Here is a 26,973-nt window from a genome sequence, read left to right as displayed (position 1 = left end):
CGCTCCCACACGTTTTATGGAACTCCCAAGTCAGGCGATATCCCGCAACTCCCGCCGCAGGATCTTGCCCACCGGCGTCATGGGCAGGGACTCTCGCAAGACGATGTGCTTGGGTATCTTGTAACCGGTGAAGTTCTCCTTGCAGTAAGCCTTGAGTTCCTCAACGCTTACACCTGCCTCGCGAGCCACCACGAACAGCTTCACCGCCTCCCCCGAACGCTCGTCCGGTACACCGATCACCGCGCAGTTAGCGACCTTCGGGTGAGCCATGACCACGTCTTCGATTTCGTTGGGGTACACGTTGAAACCCGAGACGATGATCATGTCCTTCTTGCGGTCGACGATGCGCACGAAACCGTCCGGGTCGATCACGGCGATGTCGCCGGATTTGAACCAACCCTCGCTGTCCAGTACTTCAGCGGTGGCTTCGGGCTTGTTCCAGTAGCCCTTCATGATCTGCGGGCCCTTGATGCACAGCTCGCCGCGCTCGCCCAAGGGTTGTTCGACGCCGTCGTCGTTGATCACTTTCATCAGCGTGCCCGGCACCGGGAGCCCCACCGTACCCAGCCGGGACTTGTTACCGTAGGGATTGGCACTCGCCACCGGCGATGTTTCGGTCAGACCGTAGCCTTCGGTAATGCTGCAACCGGTAAGTTGCTTCCAGCGTTCGGCGGTGGCCTTGACCAGAGCGGTACCGCCAGAATTGGTGACCTTGAGATGGGAAAAATCCACGGTCCTGAAGTCCGGATGGTCCATCAGTGCCACAAACAACGTGTTCAGGCCCAGCAGCAGCGAGAACCGCCAGTTCTTCAGCTCCTTGATGAAGCCACCGATGTCTCGCGGATTGGTGATCAATACGTTGTGGTTGCCGGTGACCATCATGCACATGCAATTCGCTGTAAAGGCATAGATGTGGTACAGCGGCAATGGCGCGATCATCACTTCCTGGCCTTCGCGCAGCAGCGGATGACCATCGTCGCCGAACTGCCCCAGGCACGCCCTGGCCTGTTGCATGTTGGCCACCAGGTTGCCGTGGGTCAGCATCGCGCCCTTCGCCAGCCCGGTCGTGCCGCCAGTGTATTGCAGCACCGCGATGTCATCGAGGCTGACGTTCAGTGGCCGGATGGCCTGGCCGCGCCCCAGGCGCAAAGCGCTCTTGAAAGAAATGGCCTGGGGCAGCGAATAGTCCGGGACCATCTTCTTGACCTTGCGCACCACGGTGTTGACCAGCCAGCCCTTGGCGGTGGGCATCAGGTCGCCCATCTTCGCTTCGATCAGGTATTGCAGGTCCGTGTCGGGCAGCACTTCCTGGACTTTGCTGCCGAACAGGTTCATGTACACCAGCGCCCGGGCACCGGAATCCTTGAACTGATGGCGCATCTCCCGTGGGGTGTACAGCGGGTTGGTGTTGACCACGATCAGCCCGGCGCGCATGGCCCCGAACACGGCGATCGGGTATTGCAGAACATTGGGCATCTGCACCGCGATGCGATCGCCGGGGGCCAGGTCAGTGTGGGTTTGCAGGTAGCCGGCGAATGCCGCGCTGTAGCGCTCCAGCTCGGCATAGGTCAGGGTCACGCCCATGTTGCTGAACGCCGGGCGATCGGCGAATTTCTTGCAGGAACGCTCGAACACCTCGATGACCGACTTGTAGGCCCCCACGTCAATGTCGGAGGGCACGCCGGCCGGGCGTTTGTCATTCCAGAAATCAGGCTGCATTGTTTTTGTCCTCTTTACCTGAACTGTCCCGGGCCGCCTCCGAGCTGTGCGAGAAGCGGAGCTCTTGGGACACTAGCAGCTCTGGCCAATCAGGCAAATACGGCAATTTGTGTCATAGATTGTGTGAATCTTGCTGCCTTCGCATGGCCTGATCAGGCGGAACGCAACGGATGGGCTATACAATGCAGCAACAGCGCGCATGCTCCCCTGCAAAGGAATCGTCATGATTCATGAAACGTTCTGGCTGACCACGACCGACCACAGCCGCCTGTTCGTCAATCAGTGGCTGCCCGAAAGCGCGCCCCGGGCGGTGATCATGGTGGCCCATGGGATGGCCGAACACAGTGGCCGCTACGCACGCCTGGCCCAGGCGCTGTGCAACGAAGACTATGGCGTCTACGCCCCGGACCTGCGCGGCCACGGCCGCACCGCCGAGAACGCGATCCTGGGCCATTACGCCGACCATGACGGTTGGGCCAAAGTGGTGGGCGACCTGGCCAGTCTCAATCAGCACATCGGCCAGCAACATCCCGAGACCTCCATCCTGCTGCTGGGGCACAGTATGGGCAGCTATATCGCCCAGGCTTACCTGCTGCATCACAGTGCAAGCCTGCATGGGGCGATTCTCAGCGGTTCCAACTTTCAACCGGTGACGCTTTATCGCGCCGCTCGCCAGATCGCCCGTTTCGAACGCTGGCGCCAGGGTGCCACCGGGCGCAGCGCCTTGATCGAGTGGCTGTCGTTCGGCAGTTTCAACAAGGCATTCAAACCGACGCGTACGGCCTTCGATTGGCTCAGTCGCGACCCGGTCGAAGTGGACAAATACGTTCAGGACCCACTGTGCGGCTTTCGTTGCACCAACCAGCTATGGGTGGATCTGCTCGGCGGATTGCAGCAAATCAGCAAAGCGTCCAATCTCGCCCAGATCGATCCGGGCCTGCCGCTGATGGTCATTGGCGGCGAATGTGATCCGGTGAGCGAAGGCAAGCGTCTCAAGGATCTGGCCGATGCCCTGTGCGACGCTGGCAACCGGCACTTGCAATTGAAGATTTACCCGCAGGCCCGGCACGAATTGTTCAACGAAACCAACCGCGATGAAGTGACGACCGACGTGCTTGCCTGGATCGCCCAGGCGTTGAGCCACAAACGGCCGCCACGAAGCGAGTAGTGTTCTTGACGCGGCCCGCTGGCTGCGTTTCTCCTTTTTACCCGTTACAGGATTTGAGACAGATGACCCAGGTTACCAACATCCCTTACGAAGCCCTCGAAGTGGGCCAGACTGCCAGCTACAGCAAGACCGTCGAAGAGCGTGACATCCAGCTGTTCGCAGCGATGTCGGGCGACCACAACCCGGTGCACCTGGACGCCGAGTTCGCGGCGGCGAGCATGTTCAAGGAACGCATCGCCCACGGCATGTTCAGCGGTGCACTGATCAGCGCGGCGGTGGCTTGCGAATTGCCTGGGCCGGGCACCATCTACATCGGCCAGCAGATGAGCTTTCAGAAACCGGTGAAAATCGGCGACACCCTGACCGTGCGCCTGGAAATCCTGGAAAAATTGCCAAAGTTCCGCGTGCGCATCGCCACCCGCGTGTTCAACCAGCGCGACGAGCTGGTGGTCGATGGCGAGGCCGAAATCCTTGCGCCGCGCAAACAGCAGACCGTGACCTTGCCGACTTTGCCGGCCATCAGCATCGGCTGATGATGCACGCACCTGTGGGCGCAAGGCTTGCTCGCGATGAACGATGACACTGTCCTGAAGTTGAACCGTGTCGCCTGTATCGCGAGCAAGCTTTGCTCCCACAGACTCCCGGTTTTGTTCCCACAGGCCAATCAGCGGGTATCGTCCTGCACCTGCACACTCGCGGTCATCCCCGCACTGAGGCTGACCCCGTCCGGCACCTTATCCAGCTTGATCCGCACTGGAATCCGCTGGGCCAGGCGCACCCAGTTGAAGGTCGGCTCAACCTCGGCCAGCAACTGGGTATCGGGGTTGGTGTTGCGGTCGGTGATACCGCGACTGATGCTTTCCACGTGTCCCTCCAGCGCATGGTCGGCGCTCATCAACCAGACCTTGACCGGATCGCCCACGCGGATCCTCGGCAGTTTGGTTTCTTCGAAATAAGCCTGGACATAAAACGTCGAGTCGTCGATCAGCGCCATGACCGGCTGCCCGGCGTTCACGTAGTTGCCTTCGGCCAACCGCAGGTTGGTGATGTGGCCGCTGCGTGGGGCCAGCACCTGGCTGCGGGCCAGGTTTAGCTCGGCGACCTTGGCTTCGGCCTGGGCTTCGCGCAGTTCGCCCCGGGCGATGCCCGCATTGATCTGGGCGTTTTCCCGCAGCTCGGCGCTGATGGCCTGGGGTCCAAGGGCGGCGCGGCGACTGGCTTCGTGTTCGCGCAGGCTCAGTTGCTGCTGACGGGTCTGGACCACGGCCCGGGCCTTCTCCACTGCAGCCTCGAACCGCTCGCGGTCGATGCTCAATAAAAGGTCGCCCGCCTTGACCTGCTGGTTGTCCACAGCCTTGAGTTCGCGCACCCAGCCCGATACATCAGGGGCAATCACCACCACGTCGGCGCGGATCCGCGCATCCCGGGTCCAGGGGGTGAGCATGTAGTATTGCCACAGATGAAAGCCGGCGAAGATGGCCACCGCCACCACGCTCAACGTGACGGCGACGCGTACGGAGGTCCGCATATTCAACTCCTTATAACGGCCCGAGGACCACTGTAATGACAGTCAGGACGCAGACATACAAGGCGCAGTCGAACAGCGCCTCATGCCAGATCCAGCGCCCGGCCGGCACGAGGCTGAGCAACAGGCGCAAGGCACCGGTCACCAGCAGAGCCAGCACGACATAAATCAGAAACGGGCTGAGCAACACCCCGCCGATCGACCATTCACGCAAGCCCATGGCTGTGCTCCCGTCGTTCAGGTTCGTGCTGGCGGCACCAGGCACGCCAGCTGTTTTGCAATTGCACCACCGCGCCCTGGGCCAACTTCAACGCATCGCCCGGCGGCTGCGCCGACAGCACCTTCAGGAACTCGGCGCTCGCCGGAGCCAATGCCTCGGCCTGCTCACCGTTGGGGCCCCGTTCGAGCACCCGCTCCAACGCGTCGAAATAACGCTTCTGCGCCAAGTGATCGGGCACCTGGGCAACAGCCAGGCTCAGGCGCAGGTGCAACAACTCATCACCGATGTCCAGGCCCAACAACCCATCATCCCAACGGCTGCGTGCCGGTACCGGCAGCTCAGGATAATGCCGCGCCAGCTGCAGCAACCGGTCGGCCATGCGTCCACCGAACCAGCTCTCGGCGCCGCGCAGGTTGCGATGGGTCAGGCGCACCAGGTCGTCGAGCGTCGCCTTCAGCAGTCGACGGCTGTGCCAGGCAGGATCGCGCAAGATCAATAGATTGAACGCAAGCACCGCCGCCCCCACGCCGATCATCATGGCCTGAGCATTATTGAAGAACGCGGCAACGTCGTACTTCATGGTATTGAGCGGGGACACCAGCACGATAAAGTGCAGAACGAACGAGGTGGCCGTGGCGAAAATCGGCGGCTTGGCCATGCCCAGCGCCCCCAGGAACAGCGGCACGCCCATGGCCATGCAGAGCATCGCGAAACTGCTCCACTGCGGCAGCACGATCTCGCCAACCACGAAGGCCGTCGGCACGGCCAGCAGGATGCCCCGCAGGAAACTCAGGCCGATCTGCGCACCGTTTTCGCGACTGGCAAACAGGCTGCACACCACGCAGGTGAGTAACAGCGCACCCGATGCGGCGGGCCAGGCCGTCGCCAGCCAGAAACAGCTCACGGCGAGAAACGCCAGGGCGCTGCGGGCGCCGAACACCATCGCCAGGGACAGGTCACGGTGCGGCGTGAGGGTACGTGGCGGATCCGCCGCCTCCCTGCCCTCCTGCACCGCCGATAGCGCAGCGCAGGCAGCCAGGGCGGTATCGAGCAACAAGGCGAAGCGGGCCAGGCAATAGCTTTGCGCCGAGCTGATCTCTGGATCATGGGAGGCGTCCAACACCCTGGGCCGCAAGGCGTGCAGCGTTGCGCTGTCGGCGGCGAGGGCGTGTTGCACATCGTCCATCCAAGGCTTCAAGGCCTCGGCTTCCTGCGGCTCGAGCTGCTTCCATTGCCGGCGCACCGAACGGGATATACGCAACAGCATCAGCAGCTTCTGGCTCAAGCCGCTGATGGCCCGGGCACGCTGCCGGCCGAGGCGGCCTTCGAACCAGGCATGTTCACGCTGGGCGTCCACGGCGACGATTTTGCCGAGGATTTCCAACAAGCCTTTTCGCGCCTGGGCGTCGCCGGCCAAGGTGGCACGGGCGGCCTGCATCCCACTTTGCCAGGCGGCACGGGCCTGATCCGCCAGTTGCCGCTCGACCCGTAACGGCCACAGCAAGGCGCTGGTCGCCGTCGCACAGACAATGCCCAGGCTGATCTCGGTGCAGCGCGCCACCGCTTGGTCGAACACGGTCAATGGATGGGAAATGGCCGGCAAGGCGATGATCGCCACCGTGTAGCCGGCCAGTACGAACGAATAGGACCAAGCGCTGCGCAGCAACGTGGAGCAGGCCGTGCACAGCCCCAGCCATAGCGCCAGCGCTAGAAGGAACAACCATGGCGCCTGGGCGAACAGCCCCATGAACACCACTGACATGACCGTTCCCACCAAGGTGCCGAGCAAACGCGCCAGTCCCTTCTGCACCACCATCCCGGACAAGGGCTGAGCCACGATGAACGCGGTCATCAGCGCCCATGACGGCTGCTCCAGGCCCCAGCGCAGAGCCAGCCATAGCGCCAGCCCACCACCGAGCACGGTTTTGATGGCGAATTGCACAGCGAGGCGGTCGGGGGCAAACAAGGCCTGAAAAGTAATGGGCACGCAAGAAACTCTTCGAGGATTGCAGTAACAATAGTCGCAACGACAAATGCAGGGAGAGCGCAATTATTAGCTAGCTATCTACTTGAGTCCATAGGCAATTACCCCAGAATCGGGCAACACACTTTTACGTATCCGGAGGCAAACGCCGTGGCGCAATCGCAACCACAAAAAAACGCCAGACTAGCTGGCGTTTTTTGGTCAAGAAGCGTACTCAGCTGGCTTTCGCCCGATTACGCAGGGCCTTGACCTGATCATGGTTGCGTTGCACGCCGTGATACTGGCGCTCTACCAAGTCACGAATCCCGACCAGATTGTGCTTGTTGATCTTTTCAAGCGCTTCCTGATAGGCCTTTTTCGCATGGTCTTCGCCACGCTCGGCCTCGTTGAGCACCGCCTCTTCATCCTTGCCGGTGAACATCGACTTCACATCGACCCAACGGCGGTGCAAGTCACCGGCCACGCTGGTGGAGGTTTCCGGATCTCCGCCCAGGGAGCGAACAGCGGCTTGAAGCTCAGACGCAGCAGTGGCGCAATCGGCGGCGCGCTGAACGAACAGAGCCTTGAGTTCGGGGTGCTTGATGTCTTCAGCACAGGTCTTGAAACCTTCCTGACCGTCCTTGCTGGTCTGGATCAGGTCGTTGAGGACGGAAATGGCTTCTTTGTTCATATCGGTCATTTTTCAGTTCCTTTGCTGGTGAATAAAAAACCTGCAAGGAATGTTGCATCGGCCATGCCAGGTCAAATCAAAACTCAATTCCCTTAAAAATCAAATAGTTAATTTATAACCAGCCAACTGTATCCGCGTTATTTGCATGATCTGTCATTTGGCCTGCATGCAGAATGCCTGTATTTTTCAAGGCTGTTGAATCAAGACATTTGCCATGAATCCGGAAACCCTCGAACTGCTGGTTACGCGCCAGATGCCCTTTGGCAAATACAAGGGCAGAATCCTGGCCGACCTGCCCGGTCCATACCTCAACTGGTTCGCCCGCGAAGGCTTTCCGCACGGAGAACTGGGTGGCTTGCTGGCATTGATGCAGGAAATCGATCACAACGGTCTTTCCGAGCTGCTCGATCCCCTGCGCCTCAAACACGGCAAACCCAAGCCCCATCCATGACTGAGCCCCACCATGCCCGAGAATACGCTGCGCGCCCACGATGAAGCTTTCTGGCAGACCTTTGTCGGCCGCTACGATGTTGACCCCGATGGGCCGTTGAACCTGGAGAACGGCTACTTCGGCCGCATGTCGCGGACGGTGGTGGAGGAATACCAGCGCAACATCGAATTCATCAACCGCAGCAACTCGGTCTATGTGCGCCAGCATTTCGACCGTGAACATGGCGAGGCGATTCGCCGTCGGGTCGCGGAGCTGATCGATGTCGCCCCGCAAACCGTGGCGCTGGTCCGTAGCGCGGTCGACGCCCTCCACTCCTTGATCCGCAACTATAACGGCCTGGTGCCAGGCGATCAGATTCTGATATGCGACCTGGAGTACCCATCGGTCAGGGACGCCATGCGTTGGCTGGCCCGCCAGCGTGGCGTGGAAGTGATCGAACTGGTCCACCAACACCCCGCCAGTTTCGAGAGTCTGGTAGGGACCTATCGCGAAGCCTTCATCCGCTACCCGCGCCTGAAGCTGATGACGCTGACCTACGTCAATCACCTGACCGGGCTGGTCATGCCGGTCCAGGCCATTGCCGAAACGGCGCGGGAATTCGGCGTCGACATCATTCTCGACGGCGCCCATGCCCTGGGGCAGATCGACTTCGATCTGAAGAAACTGGGGATCCCGTTCGCCGGCTTCAATTTGCAGAAATGGATCGGTGGCCCGCTGGCCCTCGGCTTCCTGTATATCGCCCCACAGCGGCTGGCCGACATCGACCCGGACATGGGCGATGCCAGTCATCCGTTGAGCGACATTCGCTCCCGCACACCCCACAGCACGCCCAACATTCCGGCCCTGATGACCCTGCCCCTGGTATTCGAAGAACACCATGCCCTGGGTGGCGCTCCGGCCAAGGGCGCACGGCTCGCCTACTTGCGTGACTTGTGGGTGAGTGCCGTGCGTGACCTACCGGGCATCGAGGTGATGACTCCGGATGACCGGCGACTCTACTGCGGCATCACTTCCATGCGCTTTACCGCTCGGACAGACCAGCAGGCGATGGCCGATCGATTGCTCAACGATTACGGAATCTTCACGGTGGTACGCAACACCCATGTTGGACCCTGCATCCGTATCACGCCGGGGTTGATCACGCTGGCCAGCGACATCGAGCGGCTGACCCAGGCCCTGATCGAGCTGAGCCATACGTAGCGGTTGCTCCCACAGCGTTTTTTCAGGGCGGACTCAAGCAAAACTCAGGGCAAAAAAAAACGGTGCGCCGACCAAGCGCACCGTAAAGCCGTAGATACACCCAACGAAATTCGGTCGGATTCAGTCCAGCAGCGCCAGGGCTTCGGCGGTGCATTCCTGGATGCGGGCCCAGTCGCCGTTCTTGATCCACTCGGGATCGAGCATCCAGCTACCGCCCACGCACATCACGTTCTTCAACGCCATGTAGCTCTTGATATTGGCCGGCCCCACACCGCCGGTAGGGCAGAATTTCACTTCGCCGAACGGACCGCCCAGCGCCTTGAGGGCCGCGACGCCGCCGCTGACTTCCGCCGGGAACAACTTGAAGCGGCGATAGCCCAGGCCATAGCCTTCCATGATGCCGGATGCGTTGCTGATGCCCGGCAGCAACGGGATCGGGCTCTGGACGCTGGCTTCGAGCAGATCGCGGGTGATGCCCGGGGTCACGATGAACTGCGAGCCGGCCGCTTCGGCAGCCGCCAGCATGTGGCGATCGAGCACGGTGCCAGCGCCGGTCACCAGCTCCGGGCGCTGCTCGCGCAGCACCTGAATGGCCTTGAGGCCATACTGGGAACGCAAGGTCACTTCCAGCGCCGTCAGGCCACCGGCGGCCAACGCATCGGCCAGCGGCAGGATGTCCTGTTCACGGGCAATGGTAATCACCGGCAGGATCCGCGCCTTGGCGCAGAGGTTGTCGATCAGGGTAACTTTGTCCGCCATGGAAACGGTCGGGGATGGGTTTTTCATAGCGGCTGATCCTTGGTTCATGGGCACCAGTAAATCTCTAACGTAGGTTGCAAAAACGCACGGATCGGCATCTCGGCGACATTGTCACCGGCCACCGCGGTGTTCAGGGTGGTCAACTTCGATTGACCGGAAATCGACAGCACCTTGTGCTTCGCCGAAGCCAGCAAGGCGCGGCTCATGGTCAGACGCTGGTGCGGCACGGTCGGTGCCAGCATCGGCCAGCAACGACGGGATCCTTCGCGGTCCAGGGCTTCGGCCAGGTTCGGGCTGTCGGGGAACAGGGAAGCGGTGTGCCCGTCATCCCCCATGCCCAATACCAGCACGTCGATGGGCGGCAACTCGGCCAGCAGGCGATCCGCCTGTTCGGCAGCGGCCTCCAGGTTGGCACTGGCGCTGTAGAGACTCAGGAACTGAGCCTTGGCTGCGGCCCCCTGCAACAGATAACGCTTGAGCAAGCCGGCGTTGCTGTCGGCGTGCTCGACCGGTACCCAACGTTCGTCGGCCAGGCTCACCACCACTTTCGACCAATCCAACGCCTGCTTGGCCAGGCTTTGGAAAAACGCCACCGGGCTACGACCGCCGGACACCACCAGGGTTGCCGCACCACGTGCCTGGATCGCTTCGCGCAATTGCTCGGCCACTTTCAACGCCAACCCTTCGGCCAGCAGCACCGGGCTCTTGAATTCAAGGGCGCTGACGCCCTGGGGCAGTTTCAGTTCAGATATCGCCATACCATGACCTCCCGTCCCGCGTGATCAGTGCGATAGAGCTCATCGGCCCCCAGGACCCGGCCGCATACGGCTTGGGCGCATCACCGGATTTCTTCCATCCAGCGATCAACTGGTCACACCACGTCCACGCGGCTTCGATTTCATCTTTACGGACAAACAGGTTCTGATTGCCGTTCATGACTTCCAGCAACAGCCGCTCATACGCATCGGGAATCCGTGCGCTGCGCCAGGTGTCGGAAAAATTGAGTTGCAACGGACCGCTGCGCAATTGCATGCCCTTGTCCAGGCCTTGCTCTTTGGTCATCACCCGCAGGGAAATCCCCTCGTCCGGTTGCAGGCGGATGATCAGTTTGTTGCTGATCTGCAGACGCTGCTCGGGAGCAAAAATGTAGTGGGAAGGTTCCTTGAAGTGGATGACGATCTGCGACAGCTTTTGCGGCATGCGCTTGCCGGTACGCAGATAGAACGGAACGCCGGCCCAGCGCCAGTTGCGAATGTCGGCGCGCAGGGCGACGAAGGTTTCGGTGTCGCTCTGGGTATTGGAATTGGGTTCTTCGAGATAGCCAGGCACCGCCTTGCCCTCGCTGTGACCGGCGATGTACTGACCGCGCACCACCTGGGTGGTCAGGCCTTCCGGGCTGATGGGCGCCAGGGCCTTGAGCACCTTGACCTTCTCGTCACGGATGCTGTCGGCGGACAGGTCGGCCGGCGGGTCCATGGCGATCAGGCATAACAGCTGCAACAGGTGATTCTGGATCATGTCCCGCAGTTGACCGGCCTTGTCGAAATAGCCCCAGCGGCCTTCGATGCCGACTTTCTCGGCCACGGTGATTTCCACGTGGGAAATGTAATTCTGGTTCCACTGGGTTTCGAACAGGCTGTTGGCGAACCGCAGCGCGATCAGGTTCTGTACGGTTTCCTTGCCCAGGTAGTGGTCGATGCGATAGGTACGGTTCTCCGGGAAAAACTGCGCCACGGCATCGTTGACCTTGCGCGACGATTCCAGGTCCGAGCCGATGGGTTTCTCCAGCACGACACGGGTGTTTTCGCTCAGGCCGACCTTCGCCAGGTTCTCGCAGATCGCGCCGTACACCGCCGCCGGCGTGGCGAAATAAGCGATGACTTGTTGGGCGGAACCGGCCTGCTCGGCCAGGGCGACGTAATCGTCAGCCTTGAGGAAATCCACGTGCAGGTAGGTCAATCGTGCCATGAAGCGCTCGACGACGGTTTCGCTCAGGTCCTTGTCGCCCACGTAGCGGCGCAATTCAGTGCCGATGAACGCCAGATGCTGCTGCTCGCTACCCGGTTCCCGCGCCAGGGCGAGGATCCGCGTGTCCTCGTGCAGCAGGCCCGCCGCATCGAGTTGGTAGAGGGCGGGGAACAGCTTGCGCAAGGCCAGATCGCCCAGCGCGCCGAACAAGGCAAAGGTGCACGGTTCAACCGTAATCGGAGGCATGATGTTTGTTCTTTTATCAAGTTAAGCTACAAATACCTTTTTTCAAGGCATCACTCAAGGAAAAATGTAGTAATAACCACAACATTTTCCGAAAATACTGATTCCGAGTGGTGGTCCGCCGGAGCCAACAGTAGGATAGGCCACCACAAAGGGTCGTATCAAAGACCCGTCTTTCCTAGGAATCTTTTATGGACCGCGTGCGAAATCTCCTGGAGCAGATCCAGAGTCGCCTTGAAGACCTCAACAAGGCCGAGCGCAAGGTGGCCGAGGTGATCCTGCTCAACCCACAGCAGGCCACCCGCTTCAGCATTGCCGCCCTCGCCCAGGCCGCGTCGGTGAGCGAACCCACGGTAAACCGTTTCTGCCGCTCGTTCGGCGTCAGCGGTTACCCGGAACTTAAGCTGCAGCTGGCGCAAAGCCTGGCCAGTGGCGCGGCTTACGTCAGTCGTGCAGTAGAAGCCGACGACAATCCGCAAGCCTATACCCAGAAAATATTCGGCAGTGCCATTGCCTCGTTGGACAGCGCCTGCCAGGCACTCGATCCAAATTTGATCAGCCGTGCCGTGGACCTGTTGATCCAGGCCCGGCAGATCCACTTCTTCGGCCTTGGCGCCTCGGCCCCGGTGGCTCTGGACGCCCAGCACAAGTTTTTCCGCTTCAACCTGGCGGTGACCGCCCATGCCGACGTGCTGATGCAACGCATGATCGCGTCGGTAGCCCATACTGGCGAGCTGTTCGTGATCATTTCCTACACCGGTCGCACCCGTGAACTGGTGGAAGTGGCCCGCATTGCCCGGGAAAACGGCGCTTCGGTGCTGGGCCTGACCGCCGAAAACTCACCCTTGGCCAAGGCCAGCACCCTGAGCCTGAACATTCCGTTGCCCGAAGACACCGATATCTACATGCCGATGACTTCGCGGATCATCCAGCTCACCGTGCTGGATGTACTCGCCACCGGCATGACCCTGCGCCGTGGCGTGGATTTCCAGCCGCATCTGCGCAAGATCAAGGAAAGCCTGAATGCGAGCCGGTATCCGGTGGGGGATGAGTTCAATTGATGCGGCTCAGGAGCTTTGGCGTCTGTTAGTCCCTCTTCGCGAGCAAGCCCGCTCCCACAAGAGAATGCATTTCAAATGTGGGAGCGGGCTTGTTCGCGAAGAGGGCTGTAGCAGCACTACAAATCCTGAATCAAGCCCCCACCCGCGCCTGCAAGCTCAAATGCGCCCGCTCCCCCGGCGCCAGGCATAGGCTGTCCGTGCCGCCACTGGCCGCCTCGACGCACACGAACTCATTGACTTCATCCCAACTCACCCCCAACAACGGCCGGGCACCGGGATGCCACACCACCGTGTCGGTACCGTCGCCTGTGTCGATGCACAATTGGCGCTGCCAGGCACGGTCCTTGAGCTGCAACTCCCCTTCGTGCTGGAATACCCGCTGACAGCCGCCCTCGACCCGCAACTCGCCTTCCTGCCGACAAACCGCGCGGCTCAGATGGTCGTAACCCTGCGCGCCCTCGAGCCCAGACAGCGCTACCTCACCGACGTCACCAATACGCCAATAAGCGTGCAACGCCTGGCTCAACTGACAGGGCAGGCTGTCCTGATGCTCGGTGCTCAAGCGCAATTCCATGCGCTCGCCCAGGTCTGCATGCAGGTCGACTTGCCAATCGCACAGCTGTAACTGCCAGTGCAGGTGCACGCCGTCATCGTCGCTGCGGCTGTCCATCAACTTCCAATCGATCAAGCGCGCCCAACCATGGGACGGCCAGGCGTTCTCGCTCGGATGGCGGCCATACCAGGGCCAGCACACTGGCACTCCGCCCCGTATCGCGCCGACTTGCGGCCATTTGGACGCGCACCACAGCCACGGCTTCTGGCCACGAGGCTGGAAATGCAACAACTGCGCACCCTGGCGACTGAACACCGCCTGGCACAGCGGATGATCGATCACCAGCACATCGCGCTGGCGATAGCGCTCCCACGCAAACACCGGGCGCTCGCGCAAGGATCTGAAAAAGCGTTGTAGCGGATGCTCATGCATGTGCCGCATTCCTGGAAATCATTGAACTCTCAACCGGACAACCGGGTGAAGCGCGTTGCGGTGGCGAGGGGATGTATCCCCTTGCCCCACAGGGTGCTGTTTCAGCCAAGTGCTTCACAAAAAAAAGCGGACAGCCTTGGCCGTCCGCAAATATGCGCACATAGAGAGGAGCTTATCGCAACAGCGTTAGAACACCGACTGAATTTTCAGGCCGGCCACCAGTGCGTTATCGACTTCATCGACACCGCCCGGGTGAGTGACGTATTGCAGGTTGGGACGAACGGTCAGCCAGTTGGTGACATGGAAGCCGTAGTTGATTTCATAGTTGTACTCGGTGTTGCGCAACGGCGAGAACAGCGGATCGTCGTAGTCCGTGACACCGTTGGCCACGTTGGTCAGCTCGGCGTTTTTCTTCACGTCATCGTTGACATGGATACGGGAGAAGCCGATGCCGACGTCATCTTTCGGACGTGCGTCGAACGGCCCCTTGTACACGAACATCAGCGACTGGTAGTTGTCGACGACGTTGGTGTCCTTGTCGTGGAAAGTCGCGTTGGCCGCGATGTTCAGGCCGCGGGAAGCATCGCCATTGTGGGTGGTGAGCTGCTGCTGCACCACGAGCCAGTAGCCATGCTTGCTGCTGTGGCTGCGATAGGCGAGACCGGTGGTCGCGGCATCGTTGCCGTTTTCGTCCTCGCGTACGTCATCGGCCTTGGCCGTGCTCTTGTAGTAACCCACGCGGTATTCGCCCGGCAGGTTATTGAGTTTAGGCGACCAGACCAACTCCACCGGAATCAGCGTACCTTCAGTGCCGCTGCCGCTGAGCTTGTAGCGGTTGTTGTTTTCCAGTTGCGAAGGGTTCTGGTTGTAGGCGCCGATCTGTGCATAAAGTTCAGGCGTGATGTTGTACTTGAACCGGATGGCCGCCTGCATGATTGGCCAGTTGTACCAGATGTTGGTCGCCCAGTTGCCTGCTTGCGAACCGCAGAACGCCAGGTTCTGGAACTCGCAAGGGAAGGTGTTGAAGTCTTCACCCACGCCGTAGTAACCGGCCTTGACGTCCAGTTTGCTGTCGAAGTACTTCTGCTTGATCCACAACTGGGTCAGACGGGTGGTTTGCCCACGACCCCAGACTTCCTGGGAAGAACTGAGGGTACCGGCACGTGGATCACCGATACGGTCGTTGGAAATGTTGCGACCGTCCCGGCGAGTGAATTGGATCTTGGCTTCCGTGTCGTCCCAACCTGCCAGCTTTTCAAGATCGAGCGCTACGCCCAGGCCAAACTGGCCCGACCAGCGCGCGGTCTTGTCGTCGTTGTAGCCGCCATGGAGATTGGCGCCCATTTCGCCGACGTAATCGGCCTTGATGTCGATACCTTGCTCAAGCAGCCGGGTCCGCTCGCCGCCCCAGTCACCCGTCATCCACTTCGAATTGGCGCTGAACGCTTCGTCAGCCTGTGCGCTACCCACCAGCATCATCGCCGCAACGGCTGACAACTGGCAGATAAGCTGGGCGTTGTTTTTCTTCTTCATCCCTACTTCCCTCGTCTTTATTGTTATTGACTGTTTTTATTTTTTCTAACGCGGTTTACAACGATTGCGGTGGACGGTTTCCCACCCACCGCATACTTCTTTGTGGGAGCGAGCCTGGGTGGGAGCTGAGCTTGCTCGCGATGAAGACGCCTCGGTCTTTTGGATGACCGCGTTATCGTTCTTCGCGAGCAAGCTTTGCTCCCACAGACTCGCTCCCACATTTGTTCTTCACCGGCCCTTGAACTGCGCCACGTTCGGCGCTCGCCCTTCGGCGTGCGCCTGACCAGCCGCTCCCAGGCGCTCACCGGTCTGCGCATCAAATAGTAATACTTTTTGAGGGTCAAACTGAAGCGTCATTGTTTCCCCGGCCTGTGGAGCCACGTCCGGAGCCAGGCGACAGCAAACCTTGGTGTCATTTAGACTGACAAATACCAGAGTGTCGGGGCCGGTGGGTTCGGTGACCTGGACTTCGGCGCGAATGGTCGGCAGGCCATTCGGCTCGCTACCCGCCAGCGCGATCTGCTCCGGACGCAGGCCCAGGATCACTTCGCGATCCTCCAGACCGGCGTCCTGCATGCCCAGCGGCAGCTCGCAACGGGCCTGGCCGCTGTCGAGCAAAGCCAGCAGGCGACCGTCCTTGCGTTGCAGGCGCAACGGGATGAAGTTCATCGGCGGCGAACCGATGAAACTCGCCACGAACTGGTTGGCCGGGTTGTTGTAGATCTCCTTCGGCGTGCCGAACTGCTGGATGATCCCGTCCTTCATCACCGCCACCTTGTCGCCCAGGGTCATGGCTTCGATCTGGTCGTGGGTTACGTAGACCGTGGTGGTCTTGAGGCGCTGATGCATCAGTTTCATTTCAGTGCGCATCTCGACCCGCAGCTTGGCGTCGAGGTTGGACAGCGGTTCGTCGAACAGGTAGATCTTCGGTCGCCGCGCCAGCGCACGGCCCATGGCCACGCGCTGTTGCTGGCCGCCGGAGAGCTGGCCGGGCTTGCGGTTGAGCAGGTGTTCGATCTGCAACAGCTTGGCGACCCGGGCCACTTCTTCGTCGATGGCAGACTGCTGCATCTTGCGGATCTTCAGGCCGAATTCGATGTTCTCGCGCACACTCATGGTCGGGTACAGCGCGTAGGACTGGAACACCATGGCGATGTCGCGATCCTTGGGACTCATGCCGCTGACATCCTGGTCACCGATCATGATCGCGCCGCCGGTAATGGTCTCCAGGCCGGCGATGCAGTTCATCAAGGTCGACTTGCCGCAACCCGAAGGGCCGACGAGGATCAGGAACTCACCGTCCTTGATGGACAGTTCGATGTTCTTCAGGGTGTCGGGCAGGCCGGCGCCGTAGGTCTTGTTTACATTGCGAAGTTCGAGCGTTGCCATGATTACCCCTTGACCGCGCCGGCCGTCAGCCCGCGCACGAAATACTTGCCTGCGACCACATAGACCAGCAGGGTCGGCAGCCCGGCGATCATCGCCGCCGCCATGTCCACGTTATATTCCTTGGCCCCGGTGCTGGTGTTGACCAGGTTGTTCAGCGCCACCGTGATGGGCTGCGAATCGCCGCTGGAGAACACCACGCCGAACAGGAAGTCGTTCCAGATCTGCGTGAACTGCCAGATCAGGCAGACCATGATGATCGGCGTCGACATCGGCAGGATGATCCTGCGGAAGATCGTGAAAAAGCCCGCACCGTCCAGGCGCGCCGCCTTCACCAGCGCATCGGGAATGCTGACGTAGTAGTTGCGGAAGAACAGCGTGGTGAACGCCAGGCCATACACCACGTGTACGATCACCAGGCCGGTGGTGGTGCTGGCCAGCCCCATCTTGCCGAGGGTGAACGAAGCCGGTAGCAGCACGGTCTGGAACGGCAGGAAGCAGCCGAACAGCAACAGGCCGAAGAACAGCTGCGAACCACGGAAACGCCACATCGACAGCACGTAGCCATTCAACGCACCGATGGCGGTGGAGATCAGCACCGCCGGAACGGTGATCATGATCGAGTTCCAGAAGTAACCGTTCACCGTGGCCCAGGCCTTGGCCCAGCCGATGCCACTGACCACGGTCGGCCAGCTGAGCAGGTTGCCGGTGCTGATGTCTTCCGGCGTCTTGAAGCTGGTCAGCAACATGACCACCAGCGGCACCAGGTAAAGCAGTACGGCGAGGATCAGCACTGCATGGATCGCGATGCGACTCAGGTTGATACCGGGTTTGACGACGAGACTAGTCATGGCGCTTGGTCCTCAGCTCGGAATACAGATAAGGCACGATGATCGCGAGGATCGCACCGAGCATCAGGATCGCACTGGCCGAGCCCATGCCCATCTGGCCGCGACTGAAGGTGAACGAATACATGAACATGGCAGGCAGATCGGACGAGTAGCCGGGGCCACCGGCCGTCATCGCCGCCACCAGGTCGAAACTCTTGATTGCGATGTGCGCCAGGATCATCACGGCGCTGAAGAACACCGGACGCAGGCTCGGCAGCACCACTTTCCAGTAGATCGTGGGCATGCTCGCGCCATCGATCTGCGCTGCACGGATGATCGACTGGTCGACACCCCGCAAGCCGGCAAGGAACATCGCCATGATGAAGCCCGAGGCCTGCCACACGGCCGCGATCACCAGGCAATACACCACGCGGTCCGGGTCGATCAGCCAATCCAGGCGAAAGCCCTCCCAGCCCCAGTCACGCAGCAGCTTGTCCAGACCCATACCTGGGTTGAGCAGCCATTTCCAGGCAGTACCGGTGACGATCATGGAGAGCGCCATCGGGTACAGGTAGATGGTGCGGATGAAACCTTCGCGGCGGATGCGCTGATCGAGCAATACCGCCAGCAACACACCAATGACCAGTGTGATGCCGATGAACAGTCCGCCGAAAACGGCCAGGTTCTTGCTCGCCACCCACCAGCGGTCGTTATCGAACAGCCGCGCGTACTGCGCCAGGCCGACCCATTTGTAGGTCGGAAGAAAAGTCGAATTGGTGAACGACAGGAGAAACGTCCACAGGATGTAGCCGTAAAAGCCCACCAGGACGATGAACATGCTGGGCGCCAGCACCAGTTTTGGCAGCCAGCGTTGCAGTGCATCGAACGGCGAGGCTTTGCTGAACACAGCAACAGAACTCATGGGAAGATCCAGTACTTGAAAAACTACAGTGACATTCCTTGTGGGAGCCGCTTGTGTGGGAGCCGAGCTTGCTCGCGATGAAAGCGCCTCAGTCTTTCGACGGACCGCGTTATGTTCATCGCGAGCAAGCTTTGCTCCCACAGGCCCGCTCCCACAGGGACAGCGTTGCTACCCGTTTACTTTGCCGACTGAACCGCCGCGCCAAGCTTCTTCGCAGCATCGGCCGGGTCGGCTTTCGGGTCGTTGATATAGTTGGTCACCACGTCAAAGAACGCGCCTTGTACAGCCAGCGTGGTCGCCATGTTATGCGCCATGCTCGGTTGCAGGCCGCCGGTCTGGGCGTCCGCCAGGAAGTCCTTGGCCGCGGTCTGGGCACAGGAGTCGAAACCGTGCTTAGCCATGTCCTTGAGCATGTCGTTACGCACCGGGATCGAACCCTTGTTGATGCTGAAGACCTTCTGGAAGTTTTCACCCAGGACGACCTTGGCGATATCCTCCTGACCGGCCGAAGTGCCCTTGTCCTTCTGCTTGAACACCGCAAGGGAGTCGATGTTGTAAGTGAAGGCCTTGTCGGTGCCCGGGAAGGCTACGCATTCGTAATCCTTGCCGGCGACTTTCTTGGCCGCGGTCCACTCGCTTTTGGCCCAGTCGCCCATGATCTGCATGCCGGCCTTGCCGTTGATGACCTTGGCCGCTTCCAGGTTCCAGTCCTGGCCCTTGCCGTCCGCGTCCATGTAGGTCGCGACTTTCTTCAGCTGTGTCAGCGCCTCGATCATGTCAGCCCCAGTCAGAGCGTCCTTGTCCAACTCGACCAAGGCCTTCTGGTAGCCCTTGGGGCCCATGACCGACAGCACCACGGCTTCGAACACCGTGCTGTCCTGCCAAGGCTGGCCGCCATGGGCCAGGGGAATGAAGCCCGCTGCCTTGAGCTTGTCGCCGGCGGCGTAGAATTCCTGGAGGGTGGTCGGCGCTTTTTCGATGCCGGCCTTCTTGAAGACTTCAGGGTTGATCCACAGCCAGTTGACGCGGTGGATGTTCACCGGCACGGCGACGTAATCACCCTCGTACTTGACGGTGTCGGAGACTTTCTTGTCGAGCAGCGAATCCCACTTCTCTTGCTTGGCAACGTCCTTCAGGACGTCGCTGTCGAGCAGGCCAGTGGATGCCCACTCCTGAATGTCCGGACCTTTGATCTGGGCAACGCCTGGCGGGTTGCCGGCCACCGCGCGGCTTTTCAGCACGGTCATGGCCGTGGCGCCACCGCCACCTGCGACGGCACCGTCTTTCCAGGTGAAGCCGTCTTTCTCGACCTGGGCCTTCAGGACATCTACAGCCGCCTTCTCACCACCCGAGGTCCACCAATGCACCACTTCGACCGTCCCTTTCGAGTCGGCGGCAAAAGCACTGAGGGGGAACAACGAGGCAATGGAAACAGCAACGGCGAGGCGATTGATCGCGTTCATCTGAGTACCTTTCTTGTTGTTATGCATGCAAGTCTGATGCTTGCGCTGCATGGATTCTAATCAGGGGAAATCCCTTCGCAGGTAACGAAGGGATGCGTCTATGTCACGACACGGTTACACAGCGACCAGGCTGGAATATTCCGCCAGGGCCGACGCCATGCTGGGCGCCAGGGGCAGTCGCGGAATCAGTACCGCCTGCCAGGCGTGATACAGGTCCGGCTTCCCCGGCCAGATATCGGCGCTTGGGCGGTTCCGTGGATCGAGCTCGTGGTGCCAGCTGCCGTTGCAACGGTCGATGAAATGGCGCTCACAGAACTCCCAGAAGCATCGGTACCAGGTTTCGTATTGAGCTTCATCGGTCCGTTTGAGCAAGGCACTGGCAGCGGCGGCCGCTTCGGCATGCACCCAATGCAGCCGATGGCGGACCACGGCGCGATTATCCCAGTCCAGCGTGTAGACAATGCCGGGCGCACCATCGACCTCCCAGCCGTGGCGGCAGTTCCGTTCGAAGAGTTTTTGCGCGTCCTGGACCAGCCAACCCGGGGTCAGCATGCCGATCCGCACCCGCGCCGCTTCGAGGTGCAACAGCAGGCGCGCCCACTCGAAACCATGGCCGGGCGTGGTGCCGTAGGGCCGGAAGCCATCAGCGGGGTTGTCGTGGTTGTATTCGCGCAGCGGTTGCCAGTCGCGGTCGAAATGTTCCACCACCAGGTAGTCGTTGGCGGCGGCATGGCCATGGATCACCCGCTCGACGATACGCAGCGCACGGGCCAGCCAGCGGGGGTCATCAGTGGCATCGGCCAGAGCAAGAAAGGCCTCAGTGGCGTGCATGTTGCTGTTGGCGCCGCGATAGGCCTCTTCGTCACGCCAGTCACGGGAAAAGGATTCGCGCAGGGCGCCCTCCTCCTCGCTCCAGAAATGCTCGTCGATGACCCGCACGGCTTCGTCCATCAACGCTTGGGCGCCGGGACGCCGGGCCACCACGGCTGAACTGGCAGCCAGGGCGACGAACGCGTGGAGATAAGCGGCTTTGCCGGGGTTGTCCTCGGTGGGTTGCGCAGTGGCGAACCAACCGCCGTGCTCGGCGTCCCGCAGCGGGCCGCTGAGGGCCTCGATGCCGTGATCCACCAGCTCGGCGAAGCCTGGCAGGCCCTGGATGTGGGCCATGGCGAAGCTGTGGGTCATGCGTGCGGTGTTCATGGTTTCGGCCTGGGCCCCGGCCGGCAAACGGCCCAGTTCGTCAAGGTTGCCGAAGCCGACCGGCAGCCTCGACGCTCTGGCGAATGCCAGCAGCCGCAAGCCTTCGGCGGCGAGCCATTGCTGGTGGGCAGGAGCGTTCAGCCAACTGCTGAAAGCCGGTTGGAAGGTGTCCATCGGGAATACCTTTTTTGTTGTTTTGACGCAGGGAGTCTAAACAAGGGGTCGGTGCGGGCAGGTAACGAAAGGGGGGAGTTATGTCACCGTCTTGTGACATTTACCTGAGAAGAGTGGTGAGGCTACTGACGTCATCGCGAGCAGGCTCGCGATGAACGATAACGCGGCGTGATCAATCAGCACTGCGCGGCAACTGCAATGTCACTCGCAAACCCCCTTCGCGCAGATTCTGCAAGCTCACCTCGCCACCATGGCTATGGGCAATGTTGCGGGCGATGCCCAGGCCCAGACCATAGCCCTGCTGTTGCCCGGCCAGGCGGAAGTGTGGTTCAAAGACTTGTTCCAGGCGCTGCTCCGGTACACCCGGCCCCTCGTCGTCGACGTGCAGGATGAATGCGGTTTCATCGTCATCGATGTGCAGGTGGGCGTTCTGCCCGTATTTCAGCGCGTTGTCGATCAGGTTACCAATGCAGCGCTTGAGGGCCAGCGGCTTGCCGGGATACGGCGCCAGCGCCCGGCCATCCTGGGTGACGCGACCGTTGCCGTTGGGTGCCACGTAAGGTTCCACCAGGCAATCGAGCACATGGTTGAGGTCCACCGGTTCGATGTTCTCGTGGATATCGGTGTCCTTCACACACTGCAGCGCGCCCTTGACCAGCAGTTCCAGCTCGTCCAGGTCACGGCCGAACTTGGCTTGCAGGTTCTCGTCCTCCAGCAGTTCGACCCGCAGCCGCAGGCGCGTGATGGGTGTCCGCAAGTCGTGGGAAATGGCGCTGAACAATTGGCTGCGTTCGGTCAGGTAACGGCTGATGCGCTCGCGCATGGCATTGAAAGCCCGCCCCACCTCTACCACTTCGCTGCCGCCGCCCTCGGGCACCGGCTCCACTTCGGCGCCCAACGACATGTTCCGCGCCGCCCGGGCCAAGCGCTTGAGGGGCCGGCTCTGCCAATGCACCAGCAAGCCGATGAACAACAGCAACAGACTGCTGGTGAGCACGATAAAGCCGACCTGCTGCTTGGGCAGGTCTTGCTCTTCGAGACTGGTGTAGGGTTCGGGTAGCAGCGAAGCGATGTACAGCCATTCACCCGGCGCCATCTGAATTTGCGTGACCAGTACCGGCGGGTTCACCGGCTCAAGGGTCAGGGCGTAATGAGCCCATGAACGGGGCAACTCATCGAGCTTGAGTCCACCATTGAAGATCCGCAGGTCTTCGGGGCTGACAAACTTGACGGAAATATCGGCGTTATTGCCCAAGGAGCGTCGCAGCACCTCGTCCACCGCCTGGAGCACCGCCAGTTTACGCGGTGTAACGGGCAGGACATCCATGCCCAGGGGTTTGTCGTTGAGCGTGACGACAAACCGCGTTCCGCCCATGCTGCGCAACTGGTCCAGCACCAGCGGCCGGTACGCGACCGGCAGCGAACGCAAATAACTGACACTGGCGGTCATCGAATGAGCGAGGCTGCGGGCGCTGGTCACCAGGCCCTCAAGCTGAGTGGCGCGCAGTTGCGACACCCAGATCAGGCTGGACAAGGTCTGGGCGAACAACACCACCAACAGGGTCAGCAGCAGCATCCGTCCCAACAACGAACGGGGCACCGGCAGCCGTCGGGCGAGTTTCCGAAGCCAGTCAGTGACCATTGCTGGCAACCACATTGGCCGCCAATTGATAACCGCTGCCGCGCACCGTACGGATCAGCCGTGGCGGTTTGTCGGTATCGCGCAGACGCTGGCGCAGCCGACTGACCGCCATGTCGACGATCCGGTCCAGCGGCATCAACTCCCGGCCGCGGGTCGCGTTGCCGATGGTGTCGCGGTCGAGGATTTCCTGGGGGTGATCGAGGAACAACTTGAGCAGGGCAAAATCGGCACCGGAAAGGATCACCTCTTCCCCGTCAGCGTGAAACAGCCGATGGCTGACCATGTCAAGCCGCCACTCGTCGAAGGCCAACACTTCGCTGCCCCCACGCTCCTGTCCGAACTGGGCCCGCCGCAGCAAGGCCTTGATGCGCGCCTGGAGCTCCCGCGGGCTGAACGGCTTGCCCAGGTAGTCGTCGGCCCCCAGCTCCAGGCCGATGACACGGTCGGCTTCGTCGGAGCTGGCGGTGAGCATGATGATCGGCACATGGGCCTGGCGCGGGTGCTGGCGAACCCAACGGCACAGACTGAAACCGTCCTCGTCGGGCAGCATCACGTCGAGGATCACCAGGTCGCTCGGCGCTTCGTTCAGCGCCTGGCGAAACCCGGCTCCATCGGGGGTAGTCCGCACCTGGAATCCCGCACGGCTGAGGTAAGTGTCCAGCAGCTCGCGAATCTCCTGGTCGTCGTCGACCAACAAAATCGATTTGTTCACTGAACTCACGGGGCCTCATCCTTGTTGTTTGGGTTGGGGCGGATTATGCCTGATGAGCCGGATCTATAAACACCGCAACCCCTTGTGGGAGCGGGCTTGCTCGCGAAAGCGGCGTGTCAGTCGACGAAAATGTTGAATGAAACACCGCTTTCGCGAGCAAGCCCGCTCCCACAGGGGACTGCATTTCAAATCTTAAACTTGTGCGGACTGCTCCAAGGCCACCCCAGCCCCCATCAGGCCAGAGTATGGTGCGGTGACCAGCCAGACCGGAATCCCCTTGAAGTAATCGCTCATGCAGCCCTTGTCGGCGAAGCAACGGGCGAAACCGCTTTCGAGGAAGAAATCGGCAAAGCGCGGAACCACGCCACCGACGATGTAGACACCGCCGCGTCCGCCCAACGTCAATACGTTGTTGCCAGCCACGCGCCCCAGCCAGCGGCAGAACTGCTCGAGCACTTCCAGGGCGATGGGGTCGCCGGCCAGGCCGGCCGCGGTAATGGATTCGGGGGTATCGAGTACCGGCACATGGCCGTCGACTGCGCAAATGGCCCGGTACACCCGAGGCAAACCGCTGCCGCTCAAGGCGGTTTCGGCGCTGACGTGGCCGATCTCGTTGTAGATGTGCTGCCACAGTTGGGTTTCCCGCGGGCTGCTCAGAGGCAGGTCGACGTGGCCGCCCTCCCCCGGCAACGCGGCGAAACGGCCCTCACCCAGATCCAGCAGCGTGCCGACGCCCAGCCCGGTGCCCGGCCCGATCACCACCGCCGGACGCATCGGCTCCGGGGTGCCTTCGCACACGACCCGATATTCGTCGGGACGCAAACGGGTCATGCCCAGGGCCATGGCCGAGAAATCGTTGACCAGCAACAGCTTCTCCACCTGCAGGGTCCGGCAGAACGCCAGGTTACTCAGGCGCCAGTGATTGTTGGTAAAACGAAACTCATCGCCGCTCACGGGACCGGCCACCGACAGGCACACCGAACCGATGGCGCCCGGCTTCAGGCCCAGGCCGCTCAGGTACACCTGGATCGCATCTTCCGGGCAGGCGTAATCCGCCGTCGCCAGCACCTGGATGTTTTCCAGGGTGTCGTTTTTCCACAGCGCAAAGCGTGCGTTGGTCCCACCGATGTCACCGACCAAAGCCAGTTTCAATTAAGCGTCTCCAGGGCAGAAGTGAAGGCGCTGGCGCCCTGCTCTGCCGAGCTGAACGCCATGCGCATGAAGCCGAACAGCTCGCGACCGGTGCCGATGTTGTTGCCCAACAGGCCCTTGGCAGGTTCGCGTGCGGCGAATTCCTCGGCGTCCACCTTCAGTTCCAGGGTGCCTTTGACGCCATCGACGCGGATGATATCCCCCTCCTGCACCCGAGCCAACGCGCCACCGACATAGGCTTCGGGGCTGACGTGGATCGCCGCCGGGATCTTCCCCGATGCGCCGGACATCCGCCCGTCGGTTACCAGCGCGACTTTGAACCCGCGATCCTGCAGCACTCCCAGGAACGGCGTCATCTTGTGCAGTTCCGGCATGCCATTGGAGCGCGGGCCCTGGAAGCGCATGACCGCGACAAAATCCTTCTCCAGCAACCCGGCCTTGAACGCATCCGCCAGATCCTGCTGATCCTGGAACACCATGGCCGGCGCTTCGACGATCTGGTTTTCCAGGGCCACCGCCGAGACTTTCATTACGCCGCGCCCCAGGTTGCCTTCCATCACGCGCAGGCCGCCTTCGGGAGAGAACGCCCGAGCCACCGGACGCAGGATATTTTCATCGAGGCTTTCGATCGGACCATCGCGCCACACCAGCTTGCCATCCTCCAGGAACGGCTCCTGGGTATAGCGGCTCAGGCCGCGGCCGAGCACGGTGTTGACATCTTCGTGGAGCAGACCGGCTTCCAACAGTTCGCGGATCAGGAACGACATGCCCCCCGCCGCCTGGAAATGGTTGATGTCGGCCTTGCCGTTCGGGTAGACGTGGCTGAGGGTCGGCACCACCTCGGAGAGGTCGGCCATGTCCTGCCAGGTCAGCTGGATGCCCGCCGCCATGGCGATGGCCGGCATGTGCAGGGTGTGGTTGGTGGAACCGCCGGTGGCGTGCAGCGCAACGATGGAATTGACCAGCGCCCGCTCGTCGACGATTTCGCCGATGGGCATGAAGTTACCGCTTTGCTTGGTCAGACGCGTGACCTGGAACGCCGCTTCGCGGGTCAGCGCATCGCGCAACGGCGTGTTCGGGTTGACGAACGAAGCGCCCGGCAAATGCAGGCCCATCACTTCCATCAGCAACTGGTTGGTGTTGGCGGTGCCGTAGAAGGTACAGGTGCCGGGGCTGTGGTAAGACTTCATCTCCGATTCCAGCAGCTCCTCGCGGGTGGCCTTGCCTTCGGCGTAGCGCTGGCGCACGTCGGCTTTTTCCTTGTTGGAAATGCCCGAAACCATCGGCCCGCCGGGCACGAAAATCGTCGGCAAGTGGCCGAAGCGCAGCGCGCCCATCATCAGGCCCGGCACGATCTTGTCGCAAATGCCCAGCATCAGCGCGCCGTCGAACATGTTGTGGGACAACGCCACCGCCGTGGACAGGGCAATCACTTCGCGGCTCGGCAGACTCAGTTCCATCCCGGCCTCGCCCTGGGTCACGCCATCGCACATCGCCGGCGTGCCGCCGGCGAACTGGCCGACCGAGCCGATCTCGCGCAGGGCTTTCTTGATCTGTTCCGGGAAGGTTTCGTAGGGCTGATGGGCCGACAGCATGTCGTTGTAGGAAGACACGATGGCGATGTTGGCGGCGTTCATCATCCGCAAGTGGTGCTTGTCTTCACTGCCGCAACCGGCCACACCGTGGGCGAAGTTGGCGCACTGCAACTTGCCGCGCATCGGCCCGTCGCTGGCTGCACCGCGAATCAATGCAAGGTAGGCCTCGCGCGTGGCGCGGCTGCGGGCGATAAGCCGTTCGGTGACCTCAAGTACGCGGGGATGCATGTGTAGAACTCCAGGCTAACGGGTGTGGCGACCTGATTGTCTATGCTGGTCAAAACCCCTCGGCGCGTTGGGCGACGGACGGTTTGATGACCACTCGGACCAGTTGATTCAGGTCACTCGTTGTAGATAAAACAAAATATTGCCATCAAAAAGGCTTGTTTTCTATTTTTATGCGAATAATCT

At 61.2% G+C, this 26,973-nt stretch carries 24 protein-coding genes; 5 read left to right on the top strand and 19 right to left on the bottom strand.

Translation table 11 applies throughout. The annotated features are described in order from the left end of the window. Positions 1 to 30: 30 nt before the first annotated feature. Positions 31 to 1,719: a long-chain-fatty-acid--CoA ligase FadD2 gene (gene fadD2, locus LCU97_RS09490; RefSeq protein WP_232776210.1), complete on the bottom strand. Its 1,689-nt coding sequence runs from the start codon at positions 1,717 to 1,719 to the stop codon at positions 31 to 33. Positions 1,720 to 1,942: 223 nt separating this feature from the next. Between fadD2 and LCU97_RS09485 the strand changes: the two genes are divergently transcribed. Beyond that, entirely contained in the window at positions 1,943 to 2,887 is a 945-nt protein-coding gene (locus LCU97_RS09485) for an alpha/beta hydrolase (RefSeq protein WP_232776209.1), read from the top strand. 62 nt (positions 2,888 to 2,949) lie between these two features. Then, positions 2,950 to 3,420 (top strand): MaoC family dehydratase, encoded by a 471-nt coding sequence (locus LCU97_RS09480; RefSeq protein ID WP_003227420.1) that lies wholly within the window; start codon positions 2,950 to 2,952, stop codon positions 3,418 to 3,420. 131 nt (positions 3,421 to 3,551) lie between these two features. Here the strand turns inward: LCU97_RS09480 and LCU97_RS09475 are convergent, their stop codons facing one another. From LCU97_RS09475 to LCU97_RS09460, 4 genes are all read right to left on the bottom strand, one after another. Next, on the bottom strand, positions 3,552 to 4,415 hold the full coding sequence (locus LCU97_RS09475) for an efflux RND transporter periplasmic adaptor subunit (protein WP_232776208.1): 864 nt from the start codon (positions 4,413 to 4,415) through the stop codon (positions 3,552 to 3,554). Between the two features lie 10 nt (positions 4,416 to 4,425). Then, entirely contained in the window at positions 4,426 to 4,632 is a 207-nt protein-coding gene (locus tag LCU97_RS09470; RefSeq protein ID WP_003198565.1) for a DUF1656 domain-containing protein, read from the bottom strand. Further along, the gene (locus tag LCU97_RS09465; protein ID WP_232776206.1) at positions 4,619 to 6,619 is read right to left on the bottom strand and encodes an FUSC family protein; all 2,001 of its coding nucleotides are present in this window, start codon (positions 6,617 to 6,619) and stop codon (positions 4,619 to 4,621) included. The genes LCU97_RS09470 and LCU97_RS09465 overlap by 14 nt, the downstream gene beginning before the upstream one ends. A 211-nt stretch (positions 6,620 to 6,830) precedes the next feature. Further along, the gene (locus tag LCU97_RS09460; RefSeq protein WP_053153183.1) at positions 6,831 to 7,295 is read right to left on the bottom strand and encodes a ferritin-like domain-containing protein; all 465 of its coding nucleotides are present in this window, start codon (positions 7,293 to 7,295) and stop codon (positions 6,831 to 6,833) included. Between the two features lie 205 nt (positions 7,296 to 7,500). On the opposite strand from LCU97_RS09460, the gene LCU97_RS09455 reads away from it, so the two are divergent. Together LCU97_RS09455 and LCU97_RS09450 are read left to right on the top strand one after the other, a co-directional pair. Continuing rightward, positions 7,501 to 7,737, top strand: a complete 237-nt coding sequence (locus LCU97_RS09455; RefSeq protein WP_053153178.1) for a DUF3820 family protein — start codon at positions 7,501 to 7,503, stop codon at positions 7,735 to 7,737. Between the two features lie 12 nt (positions 7,738 to 7,749). After that, positions 7,750 to 8,937: an aminotransferase class V-fold PLP-dependent enzyme gene (locus LCU97_RS09450; protein WP_232776204.1), complete on the top strand. Its 1,188-nt coding sequence runs from the start codon at positions 7,750 to 7,752 to the stop codon at positions 8,935 to 8,937. Positions 8,938 to 9,057: 120 nt separating this feature from the next. Here the strand turns inward: LCU97_RS09450 and LCU97_RS09445 are convergent, their stop codons facing one another. Genes LCU97_RS09445 through zwf form a run of 3 tightly spaced genes read right to left on the bottom strand, consistent with a single transcriptional unit; the run spans position 9,058 to position 11,910 of the window. Then, complete coding sequence (locus LCU97_RS09445) at positions 9,058 to 9,723, bottom strand: bifunctional 4-hydroxy-2-oxoglutarate aldolase/2-dehydro-3-deoxy-phosphogluconate aldolase (protein WP_053153172.1); 666 nt, start codon at positions 9,721 to 9,723, stop codon at positions 9,058 to 9,060. A gap of 17 nt (positions 9,724 to 9,740) precedes the next feature. Next, entirely contained in the window at positions 9,741 to 10,454 is a 714-nt protein-coding gene (gene pgl / locus LCU97_RS09440; RefSeq protein ID WP_232776203.1) for a 6-phosphogluconolactonase, read from the bottom strand. Beyond that, a complete protein-coding gene (gene zwf, locus LCU97_RS09435) occupies positions 10,441 to 11,910 on the bottom strand; it encodes a glucose-6-phosphate dehydrogenase (RefSeq protein WP_053153166.1) in 1,470 nt (489 codons plus the stop codon). The genes pgl and zwf overlap by 14 nt, the downstream gene beginning before the upstream one ends. 197 nt (positions 11,911 to 12,107) lie before the next feature. Here zwf and LCU97_RS09430 point away from each other — a divergent pair, with 197 nt between their 5' ends. Then, a complete protein-coding gene (locus tag LCU97_RS09430; RefSeq protein ID WP_172679636.1) occupies positions 12,108 to 12,968 on the top strand; it encodes a MurR/RpiR family transcriptional regulator in 861 nt (286 codons plus the stop codon). 130 nt (positions 12,969 to 13,098) lie between these two features. Here the strand turns inward: LCU97_RS09430 and LCU97_RS09425 are convergent, their stop codons facing one another. The 11 genes from LCU97_RS09425 to edd form a co-directional block, all read right to left on the bottom strand. Then, positions 13,099 to 13,953, bottom strand: a complete 855-nt coding sequence (locus LCU97_RS09425; RefSeq protein WP_232776201.1) for a D-hexose-6-phosphate mutarotase — start codon at positions 13,951 to 13,953, stop codon at positions 13,099 to 13,101. Positions 13,954 to 14,139: 186 nt separating this feature from the next. Further along, the gene (locus LCU97_RS09420) at positions 14,140 to 15,486 is read right to left on the bottom strand and encodes a carbohydrate porin (RefSeq protein ID WP_053153154.1); all 1,347 of its coding nucleotides are present in this window, start codon (positions 15,484 to 15,486) and stop codon (positions 14,140 to 14,142) included. 228 nt (positions 15,487 to 15,714) lie between these two features. Beyond that, positions 15,715 to 16,875, bottom strand: a complete 1,161-nt coding sequence (locus LCU97_RS09415) for an ABC transporter ATP-binding protein (RefSeq protein WP_232776199.1) — start codon at positions 16,873 to 16,875, stop codon at positions 15,715 to 15,717. Between the two features lie 2 nt (positions 16,876 to 16,877). Next, positions 16,878 to 17,723, bottom strand: coding sequence for a carbohydrate ABC transporter permease (locus LCU97_RS09410; protein WP_232776198.1), 846 nt, complete (start codon positions 17,721 to 17,723; stop codon positions 16,878 to 16,880). Then, a complete protein-coding gene (locus LCU97_RS09405; protein WP_053153146.1) occupies positions 17,716 to 18,624 on the bottom strand; it encodes a carbohydrate ABC transporter permease in 909 nt (302 codons plus the stop codon). The genes LCU97_RS09410 and LCU97_RS09405 overlap by 8 nt, the downstream gene beginning before the upstream one ends. A 176-nt stretch (positions 18,625 to 18,800) precedes the next feature. Then, entirely contained in the window at positions 18,801 to 20,087 is a 1,287-nt protein-coding gene (locus LCU97_RS09400) for an ABC transporter substrate-binding protein (RefSeq protein WP_053153266.1), read from the bottom strand. Between the two features lie 114 nt (positions 20,088 to 20,201). Beyond that, positions 20,202 to 21,461 (bottom strand): D-mannose isomerase, encoded by a 1,260-nt coding sequence (locus LCU97_RS09395; protein ID WP_232776197.1) that lies wholly within the window; start codon positions 21,459 to 21,461, stop codon positions 20,202 to 20,204. 172 nt (positions 21,462 to 21,633) lie between these two features. Then, positions 21,634 to 23,103, bottom strand: a complete 1,470-nt coding sequence (locus tag LCU97_RS09390; protein WP_053153142.1) for an ATP-binding protein — start codon at positions 23,101 to 23,103, stop codon at positions 21,634 to 21,636. After that, complete coding sequence (locus LCU97_RS09385; RefSeq protein WP_053153139.1) at positions 23,093 to 23,824, bottom strand: response regulator; 732 nt, start codon at positions 23,822 to 23,824, stop codon at positions 23,093 to 23,095. Before LCU97_RS09385 ends, LCU97_RS09390 begins: the two co-directional genes overlap by 11 nt. 183 nt (positions 23,825 to 24,007) lie before the next feature. Continuing rightward, entirely contained in the window at positions 24,008 to 24,967 is a 960-nt protein-coding gene (locus tag LCU97_RS09380) for a glucokinase (protein WP_053153136.1), read from the bottom strand. Next, the gene (edd, locus tag LCU97_RS09375) at positions 24,964 to 26,790 is read right to left on the bottom strand and encodes a phosphogluconate dehydratase (RefSeq protein WP_053153133.1); all 1,827 of its coding nucleotides are present in this window, start codon (positions 26,788 to 26,790) and stop codon (positions 24,964 to 24,966) included. Before edd ends, LCU97_RS09380 begins: the two co-directional genes overlap by 4 nt. Positions 26,791 to 26,973 lie beyond the last annotated feature (183 nt).

The sequence above is a fragment of the Pseudomonas uvaldensis genome (genome assembly GCF_021271205.1).
GTDB lineage: Bacteria > Pseudomonadota > Gammaproteobacteria > Pseudomonadales > Pseudomonadaceae > Aquipseudomonas > Aquipseudomonas uvaldensis.
The sequence above is the reverse complement of the archived record's forward strand: the minus strand, read 5'-3'. Positions and strand labels throughout refer to the sequence as shown.